This window comes from Mycobacterium sp. NAZ190054 (assembly GCF_001545925.1).
Taxonomy (GTDB): Bacteria; Actinomycetota; Actinomycetes; order Mycobacteriales; family Mycobacteriaceae; genus Mycobacterium.
The window spans coordinates 1-7,807 of the sequence record NZ_LMVQ01000173.1; the positions used below are offsets into that span (position 1 = coordinate 1).

General features: G+C 67.6%; 9 protein-coding genes and 1 pseudogene. 3 read left to right on the forward strand and 7 right to left on the reverse strand.

Annotated elements, in window-relative coordinates:
- Positions 1-123: 123 nt before the first annotated feature.
- A complete protein-coding gene (locus ASJ79_RS31010; protein WP_082753829.1) occupies positions 124-1,137 on the reverse strand; it encodes a site-specific integrase in 1,014 nt (337 codons plus the stop codon).
- Between the two features lie 68 nt (positions 1,138-1,205).
- On the opposite strand from ASJ79_RS31010, the pseudogene ASJ79_RS13820 reads away from it, so the two are divergent.
- Both ASJ79_RS13820 and ASJ79_RS32235 read left to right on the forward strand, forming a co-directional pair.
- Positions 1,206-1,646: pseudogene (locus tag ASJ79_RS13820) on the forward strand (HNH endonuclease family protein); the annotation flags it as partial.
- A gap of 149 nt (positions 1,647-1,795) precedes the next feature.
- Positions 1,796-2,191, forward strand: coding sequence for a hypothetical protein (locus ASJ79_RS32235; protein ID WP_156448435.1), 396 nt, complete (start codon positions 1,796-1,798; stop codon positions 2,189-2,191).
- Between the two features lie 21 nt (positions 2,192-2,212).
- Here the strand turns inward: ASJ79_RS32235 and ASJ79_RS13825 are convergent, their stop codons facing one another.
- The 6 genes from ASJ79_RS13825 to ASJ79_RS13850 form a co-directional block, all read right to left on the reverse strand.
- On the reverse strand, positions 2,213-3,424 hold the full coding sequence (locus ASJ79_RS13825; RefSeq protein ID WP_369803666.1) for a Dyp-type peroxidase: 1,212 nt from the start codon (positions 3,422-3,424) through the stop codon (positions 2,213-2,215).
- Entirely contained in the window at positions 3,411-3,920 is a 510-nt protein-coding gene (locus ASJ79_RS13830) for a copper chaperone PCu(A)C (RefSeq protein ID WP_067956039.1), read from the reverse strand. Before ASJ79_RS13830 ends, ASJ79_RS13825 begins: the two co-directional genes overlap by 14 nt.
- Entirely contained in the window at positions 3,913-5,331 is a 1,419-nt protein-coding gene (locus ASJ79_RS13835; RefSeq protein ID WP_067956041.1) for a PepSY domain-containing protein, read from the reverse strand. Before ASJ79_RS13835 ends, ASJ79_RS13830 begins: the two co-directional genes overlap by 8 nt.
- Before the next feature lie 124 nt (positions 5,332-5,455).
- Positions 5,456-5,995 (reverse strand): hypothetical protein, encoded by a 540-nt coding sequence (locus ASJ79_RS13840; RefSeq protein WP_067956043.1) that lies wholly within the window; start codon positions 5,993-5,995, stop codon positions 5,456-5,458.
- Positions 5,996-6,004: 9 nt separating this feature from the next.
- Entirely contained in the window at positions 6,005-6,205 is a 201-nt protein-coding gene (locus tag ASJ79_RS13845; protein WP_067956045.1) for a hypothetical protein, read from the reverse strand.
- A gap of 16 nt (positions 6,206-6,221) precedes the next feature.
- Complete coding sequence (locus tag ASJ79_RS13850) at positions 6,222-7,061, reverse strand: aldo/keto reductase (RefSeq protein WP_067956047.1); 840 nt, start codon at positions 7,059-7,061, stop codon at positions 6,222-6,224.
- Positions 7,062-7,151: 90 nt separating this feature from the next.
- On the opposite strand from ASJ79_RS13850, the gene ASJ79_RS13855 reads away from it, so the two are divergent.
- On the forward strand, positions 7,152-7,807 hold a 656-nt coding region (locus tag ASJ79_RS13855), incomplete at its 3' end, for an alpha/beta hydrolase (protein WP_231750842.1).

A 7,807-nucleotide genomic window follows, 5' to 3' on the forward strand; every position in this document is an offset into this window, starting at 1 on the left:
AGGCTCATGCACCGTCTGGGCCGCATCCCACCGATCGAATACGAGCAGGTCTACTACGCTACAAACACAGCCCACCCATCGGCTGCACACCAATAACCGAGTGTGTATCAAACCCGGGGCGCTTCAAGTTGACATTGCCAGCCATCGCCCTGAGTGTCGGAGTTTTATTGTGTCGGAGCCAATTCGAATGTCGGTGACCAATAATCGGTCGGAGTTATTGTATCGACCCATCCGCTGGGCCCGATCTACCGACGCCATTCTGGAAGTGCGGACATAGTTGTCGACCAGGGATGCTGCGTCATCGAACAGATACCACATGCGCGGATGACAGCCCTTTGCGATTGCCGCAGGTAGGTGCGCCTCGTTGAGGCCAGCAGCGTGTGGGGACCTCGCCGGCAATTCGAGCGTCAACAACGAGGCACCTTCGGTGATCCGGAGGCCGGAAGAAAACAGCAGATCAACCATTGCCCTGTTGCGGAGGGAGTTTCGGCCACGGAATGAGGGATCGCGAACACCTTCTAAGGTGTATCCCTCGATGCCGACACTTCTCCAGAGTCGATACGTCCGCGGCGTCACCCACTTGACCCGCTCGGCGACTACATTGCGGGACCGTACTGGGGTGCCTTTCGTCCTCGTGGAGCGCGGTGACGTCAAAAACTCACGTTCGACCGGATTGAACGAAACGTATGCGCGGGTGCGGTGCGAGGCCCACTTGTACAGCAATGTGATAGCTGCGAGCTCTCGATTGATCTTCGATCCGCTGACTGCGTTTTCATTAAGGTCGCGTCGTGAGCGCCAGAGCCAGTAGGTATCGACATCGGCTGGAGATGCGTCGCTCCACGAGCGATCCCGTGAAGCAAGGTATTCCACCCACATCCGAATATCGCCGGCGTACGAGGTTCTTGACGAGAGACTCAGCCTGGCGAAATGAGGAGAGCGGAAGAACTCGGATAGCCGCACATCGCAGCGGCCAACAGGGTCAATCAATACAGGGACATTGCGTCCGATGCCCAGCGCGCGTTCGCGCTCCGCAAGATCGGCGAACCCTGCCAGCAGTGGGTCGAGACTGACGTCCAGCGGCGCGTCACCGGTCCAGACGAGCGTCCAGTCAGTTCTCGCTTCCGGCGGTGTGTCCATCACCGCAGGGTAGGACCTGTCGCCACAAAACAGCCGCGCAACACGGCAAAATCCTGAGGAAACGCGGAAACGACATCCTGGACCGCGATCTGATCGACAAGACCTATGTGGCGATCTCGCGATGCCCACGAGCCGTCGCCACCGGAACCCTGCGGGATCCGTACACCAACGCGACGGTGCCGTTCGTCCGCGGCGCCCAGACCGGTGATGCCGTCCAGATCGATCACATCGTGCCGTTGGCGTTGGCGTGGGATCTCGGTGCGCGCACCTGGACCGACGAGATGAGGGAGCGGTTCGCCAACGACCCGGCCAACCTGCTCGCGGTGTCGGGTGGAGCGAACCAGGACAAGGGGGACAAGCCGCCGTCGGTCTGGATGCCGCCGAACGACGCGTTCCACTGTCAGTACGCCATGCAGTTCATCGCGGTGCTGCGCGGCTACGCGCTGCCCGTGGACGCGCCGTCGGCGCCTGTGCTGCGCGATGCCGCAAACACGTGCCCGGCCGCCTGACCGTTCGAACACGGGAGCGTCCGCGTCACGGTTATTGACGTCTGCAGCTAAATCTTGTTCCGGCGTTCTGCTGTCAAAAAACCGATGTCCGTGTGACGATAACCGACATCACAGAACGCTCAGCAAACGTCGGAGGGCAGGGACTCACGGTGAAGACTTCGGCAGTCCGCGACGTGGTGGCGAAAACCGTTGTGGCTCTGGCACTCGGCGCAGCAGCGGCCACCGCGACGGCGGTTGCGGCCATGGCGGACCCGGATCCCGGTGCGCCCACCGGTCCCGGCGACCCCCGTTGCGTGACGATGCCCACCGCGCCGCAGTGTCAAGGTGGCCCGTACGCCGCGCCTGCGCCGCCGGCCCCGCCCACCGGGCCCCTTGACCCCGGCTGTATGAGCAACCCCGCCGATGCCGCCTGCGTAGGAAGCCCGTTCCTGCCGCCGCCGCCAGTGGCCCCGCCGCCGCCGATCGCGCCGCCACCGATCTCTCCGCCGTCGATCCCGTCGCCGGCGATGTCGGGCGGCGGTACCGGTATGCCCGGGATGATCTGATCGGACGGTGTGGTACGCGGCTCAATCCCAGAGGCCCTGACCCAGGTAGCCGTCCTCTGCTGCGCCGGGCAGGATCGCGAACACCGCCGAGCCGATGGTCGTGATCCACGGGTTGAGTGCATCGGCCTGGGCCAGTCGCCGTTGCACGGGCACGAACTGCCGTGCCGGATCGCGTTGATACGCCGCGAAGATCAGCCCGGCGTCGGTGGTGCCTGCCGGCGGCGGGTCGTCGTAGTTGTAAGCCCTGCGCAGGAACCGTTCATCGTCCGAACGGTGCCGGGCCAGCGCGACGTGTGAGTTGGGCGGGATGACCGGGATGCCGTCGGCCGTCGCGCCGAGGTCGGGCTCGTCGAACTCGGCCGTCCCCGTCAGCGGCGCGCCGGTGTCGAGGCGACGTCCGACCGTCAACTCCTTGCTGGTGCGGTCGAGTTCGTCCCACGTGTCCAGTTCGGCCCGGATCCGCCGCAACACCAACACCGTGCCGCCGGCGAACCACGCTTGTCCGGACCCGTCGTCCCAGACGTGGCGGTCGAATTCGTCGGCCTCGCGGAGGTTGGCGGTTCCGTCCACCTGTCCCATCAGATTCCGCATGGTGGCATCGGGCCTGCCGGCACCGCGGGCGCTGCGGAATCCGCTCTGGCGCCATCGCTGAACCGTCATGGTGCGGACGTTCTTGAGCAGCACGCGCGCGGCGTGCGCGACGACGAGCGGATCGTCGGCGCAGATCTGCAGCAGAAGGTCCCCGCCACACCATCGTGGGTCCAATCGATCGGTCCCGAACGCGGGCAGCTCGGTGACCGAGCCCGGCAGACGGTGTGCCAGACCGACCTTTCCGAAGGTCTCGGGTCCGATGCCGACGGTGACCGTGAGCCTGGAAGGCCGGTGAGCGAGCTCGGGCTCGGTGTCGGCCAGGGCAGGACGGCCCTGGGTCAGCCGTGCCGCATCGGCGCTCCACAGTCTGAGTATCGCGGCCAGCGCTTCGCCGGCGGTACGGCCCTGGGGTGGAACAAGATCCACGGCCACGAACAGAGCGTGTGCTTGTGGCGGCGTGGTGACACCGGCCTGGTGCCGGCCGTGAAAAGGCTCCATTTCGTCACCGAAAACCGTTGCCGGATAGGAGCATTCAACTCCAGCGCAGCGGGTCAGGGACGCCGCGCCGGCCAGCGCGGCACCCCCGCCCAGTAGTCGCCGCCTGCTGATACGCCGCTGATGCGGCAGATCAACCATGACCATGTCCCTGCTCGCCCGGGTATTCTTCGTCGCCTCCGGCGAAGTCGCGGATCTGGGCGTGAACCGGCAGCGCCGATCCGTCTTCGAACACGACGGTGACGGCGACGTCGCCACCCGGGTGCAGTGGCACCTTGAGGTCCATCAGCATCAGATGGTCCCCGCCGGGAACCAATGCATGGCTGTGGCCCGGCGCGATCGCGATACCGCCGACTTTGGGCCGCATCGTGGTGCCACCGCTGCCGCCCCTGGCGATCTCATGGATCTCCACCCGTGCGGCGGAGGAGGACTCGGCACCGACGATCCGCACCGGACGCCCGCCGGTGTTGGCAAGCGTCCCGAACACCGCGGTCATCCCTGATTCCGCCGCGCGCACCCACGGGTCCTCGACCGTCACCGAGGCGGCCATCGCGGCATCGGCGTCCGGTCCCCCGGAGGTGCACGCCGTCGCCACCGCGAGCACCGCAATCACGAACAGTGATCTGATCCTGGTGTCAGGCATGACTTTTCGCCTTCCGTGTCTTCACCGCGCCGACGACGACGTCGATGACGACGAACACGGCCAACGAAAGCCCGAGCACCGGTAGGAACCAGCCGACGACCGCCGCGGCCGGGATCAGCGCACACAGCGCCGGCCGGGGCAGCCGTCGTAACCCTCCGCGCACCGGAGGCCGGCCGGCGGCCCATGCGGAACCGCGCGTCGGTCTGCGCTGCCACCACATCCGGTAGCCGCGCACGATCACGGTCAGCAGCGTGACCGCGATACCGAGCAGCAGCAACTGGTTGAGCAGCCCGAAAAGGAAGCCCATATGTGCGCGGATCCCCCAGTCGGCCAGTTTGGCCACCAACGAGTAGTCGCGCCAGTAGTCGATCTCCGCGGTGACCGTGAGGGTGCCGGGATCCACGACGGCGGCGTTCGTCGTCCACCGGTACGGCTTGTCGATCTCGCTCACCGTGACGCCCTGACCATGGTCGGCTGGCACGGTGATCTCCACCGGCAGTCGAACTCCTGCCCCCGCCGCGGCGTCCAGCACGGCGTCGTAGTCCGTCGGCGGTGGGGCGGCGCCGTGGCCGCGCGCCGGATGACCGGCGTGTCCGGCATGCCCAGCATCTCCTGGTAGCGCGCTGTCCAGTTGCGGCCGTTGCCAATTCAAAGCCGCCCTGATGTCGCTGACGTGCGCGCCGGCGTAGGTGGACCAGGTGATGCCGGTGGCGGACAGGAACAGCAGGCCGGCGAGCAGCCACACGCCGGTGGCGCCGTGCCAGTTCAGCGTGCGCGAACGGCCCCGAACGCTGCGGTCCACCGTCAGGATGCGGGCATTGCGGCCCCGCCGGCGGTCACCTGCGGCCCTCATCAGCCACAGGTACAGGCCGCCGAGCGCGATCACCCACAGCCAGGAGGCCGCGAGTTCACTGTAGATCCGGCCCGGCTCGCCGAGGTTGAGGTGGCGATGCAGACCGTCCAGCCACGTGCTGACGGGCAGATATCCGAGCCAGGTCACCTCGTCACCCAGGACCTGCCCGGTGTGCGGGTCGACGAACACCGCGCGCATCATCTCGTCGGCCGAACTCGGATCGGCGAAGTAGATCCGGGTGGACTCCGTCGCCGCGGCGGGCGGGCGTAATCCGGTCACGGCGAGCTCCGGGAACGCCGACTGCGCCGCCGCGATCTGGTGGGTCAGCGGGATCGCGGTGTCGGCGGGAGCCACGGCCAGGACGTCGCGGTACACCCACTTCTCGAATGTCGGTGCCAGCGCGTACAGGGCACCGGTGACGGCGGCGACGACGAGAAACGGCGCAACCAGTACACCGGCGTAGAAGTGGAGCCGGATGACGAGCGCGCGCAGGCGGTGTCGGGGGACCGCTGGATCGCGCGGCGGGGACAGGTCGAGGGTGTTTTCGGGACGGGTCATCGAAGAAGCCTTTGTCAGTCGTTGCGACATGGGCCGACGTCGACGCGCAAGGGGTCGGCGCCGGTGCGTGAAGACCGCAGCGCTGCGCTGCGGCCGAGAACACGGTGGTGAAGCGAGGGGACCGTCAGACGGTCGCAGGAACTCCCGGGGGAGCCCGCATCCCCAGCCCGGTGGCCAGAACGGGCCGGGCCGCAACGACTTTCAGGACCCACCGGATGATCCGGGCCCTGGGGCGGGTGGCGCGCTGCGCGAAGAGACGCAGCCAGCACAGCACCGATACGCAGACGGCGTAGAGATGTTCAGCCGCGGCGATGGCACCGCCGAGCAGGACCGCCGCGCCGAGGTGCATCGCCGTCATCGACGGTCCTGGCGCCAGTCCGTCGTATCCGTGGTGATGACCGGTCACGGTGAACGCCACATGGCCCAGAATCTGGGCGGCGCCCAGGGCGGTCGTCGTGGCGATCCAACTGGCGCCGCGCCTCTCGACGCGGAGATTCGCCGACAGCGCCCCGACCACCGCGCACAGCAACAGTGCGAGAACCAGGGAGCCGCCCTGCGGAAAGCCTCCGCCCGCCGCCGCATGGGCTCCGAAGGTCAGCGCCGCCGAGGACACCCCGACCAGGCCTCCACGCACCCAGCGGGCACGCGCCTTCGGCGTACGCATGCGCGAACCCTACCGCTCGTCGCCGAGTTCGGCGACGAGCCTCCTCAGAGCGGACAGTTCCCACGAATCCGACGCGCCGCGATGTTTCTGCCAGGCCGCGTGGGCTTCCTCGAACGCGGCCGCCGCGGGTACGCCCGTGGCGCGTCGCAACGCCGTCAGGGCCACCAGCAGCGCGCTGGTTCCCGCCGAATAGAGGGGATCGTCGGCCACCGCCCGGCGGCTCCCGCTAGAACCCGGTGTAGGTCTCGGGATCCGGCCGGAACCGGGTGCCCTCGTCGAGCCCGTTGAGGGCCGTCATCTGCTCGTCGGTGAGTTCGAAGCCGAACACGTCGAGATTCGACGCGATCCGCTCCGGCGACGTCGAGCGCGAGATCACGACGTTGCCCAGTTGCAGGCTCCAGCGCAGCAGCACCTGCGCCGGTGTCTTGCCGGTCGCGTCGGCGATCCCGGTGACGACGGTGTTGCTCAGCAGATTGCCCACACCGAACGGGCCGTAGGCCTCGGTGACGATGCCGTGTTCGGCGTTGACCGCCCGCAACTCGGACTGGTTGAGCAGCGGGTGCAACTCGATCTGGTTCACCGCCGGGGTGAAGAACGACAGGTTGATGATGTCGTCGAGGTGCTGGGCATGGAAGTTGCTCACACCGATCGAGCGGGCGAGGCCGACCTCCTTGGACTTCATCATCCCGCCCCAGCTGTCGACGTACTTGCCCTGCTCACCGGCGGGCCAGTGGATCAGGTACAGGTCGACGTACTCCAGGCCGAGGCGCTCCAGGCTCGCCCTGATGGCGTCCTGAGAGGACTGGAAGCCCAGATCCTCGGCCGCGAGCTTGGTCGTGATGAACAACTCCTCGCGGGGCACGCCGGACTGGGCGACCGCGCGCCCGACCGCGGCCTCATTGCCGTACGCGGCCGCGGTGTCGATCAGCCGGTAACCGGCCTCCAACGCCGCCAGAACCGACCGTTCGGCCTCGGCATCGGACAACTCACCCACACCGAGGCCGATCACCGGCATGGTGTTGTCGTCGTTGAGTGTGACGGTGGGGATGGCTGCCGCCGACGTCATGTCACCTTCTTTTCTGAAGTGGAATGCTCGCGAAGACTATATTGCCGCCAGCGATACAGGCCTAATCAGCGCCACACACAAGGAGCAACCGTGACCGAAACCGTGACGGGCCCCCTGCCCGGCCGATCCGAGCAGCCGCCGGCGCGCCGGAAGGTCAGCACCGGCGATGTGCTGGCGAACAAGATCGCAGGCGTCACGCTGCGTGCGATGCCGCACATCCCGGATCCGGTCAAGCGGATCCTGCTGGGCGGACGGTCGATCACCGTCGACGGGAACACCCTGGACACCACGATGCAGCTGATGCTCGCCGGCCAACACCTGCTCGGTCTCGACGGGCTGGTCGCCGACGACGACCATGTCGCCGCCCGTGCGCAGCTGGAGCTGCTCGCGGGCAGCTTCCCCAAGCGCACACCGGTCGCGGCGGTGACAGACCTCACCGTCACCGGCGCCGAAGGCCCGCGCACCGCCAGGCATTACCGCACCGACGAAGCCGCCGCGCCGCTGCTGGTGTTCTTCCACGGCGGCGGGCATGTGATCGGCAGCATCGCCAGCCACGACGACCTGTGCCGCGAGATCTGCCGAACCGGGGGATTCCATGTGCTGTCGGTGGACTACCGGCTGGCCCCCGAGCATCCGGCGCCGGTGACGGTGCGGTCTGTTACCGCCGCGACCGGTGTGCGGTTGGGGCAGGGGCCCGACGGAGAGTGCGGCGGCGACGGGGGGACGTGCGGGGGGTTGGGGGGCCG

Bases quoted from the DNA above. Each gene is read 5' to 3' on its own strand.
- ASJ79_RS13840 (WP_067956043.1), bottom strand. From the start codon at position 5,995: ATGCGTACGCCGAAGGCGCGTGCCCGCTGGGTGCGTGGAGGCCTGGTC.
- ASJ79_RS13850 (WP_067956047.1), bottom strand. From the start codon at position 7,061: ATGACGTCGGCGGCAGCCATCCCCACCGTCACACTCAACGACGACAAC.
- ASJ79_RS13830 (WP_067956039.1), bottom strand. From the start codon at position 3,920: ATGCCTGACACCAGGATCAGATCACTGTTCGTGATTGCGGTGCTCGCG.
- ASJ79_RS31010 (WP_082753829.1), bottom strand. From the start codon at position 1,137: ATGGACACACCGCCGGAAGCGAGAACTGACTGGACGCTCGTCTGGACC.
- ASJ79_RS13835 (WP_067956041.1), bottom strand. From the start codon at position 5,331: ATGACCCGTCCCGAAAACACCCTCGACCTGTCCCCGCCGCGCGATCCA.
- ASJ79_RS13825 (WP_369803666.1), bottom strand. From the start codon at position 3,424: ATGGTCATGGTTGATCTGCCGCATCAGCGGCGTATCAGCAGGCGGCGA.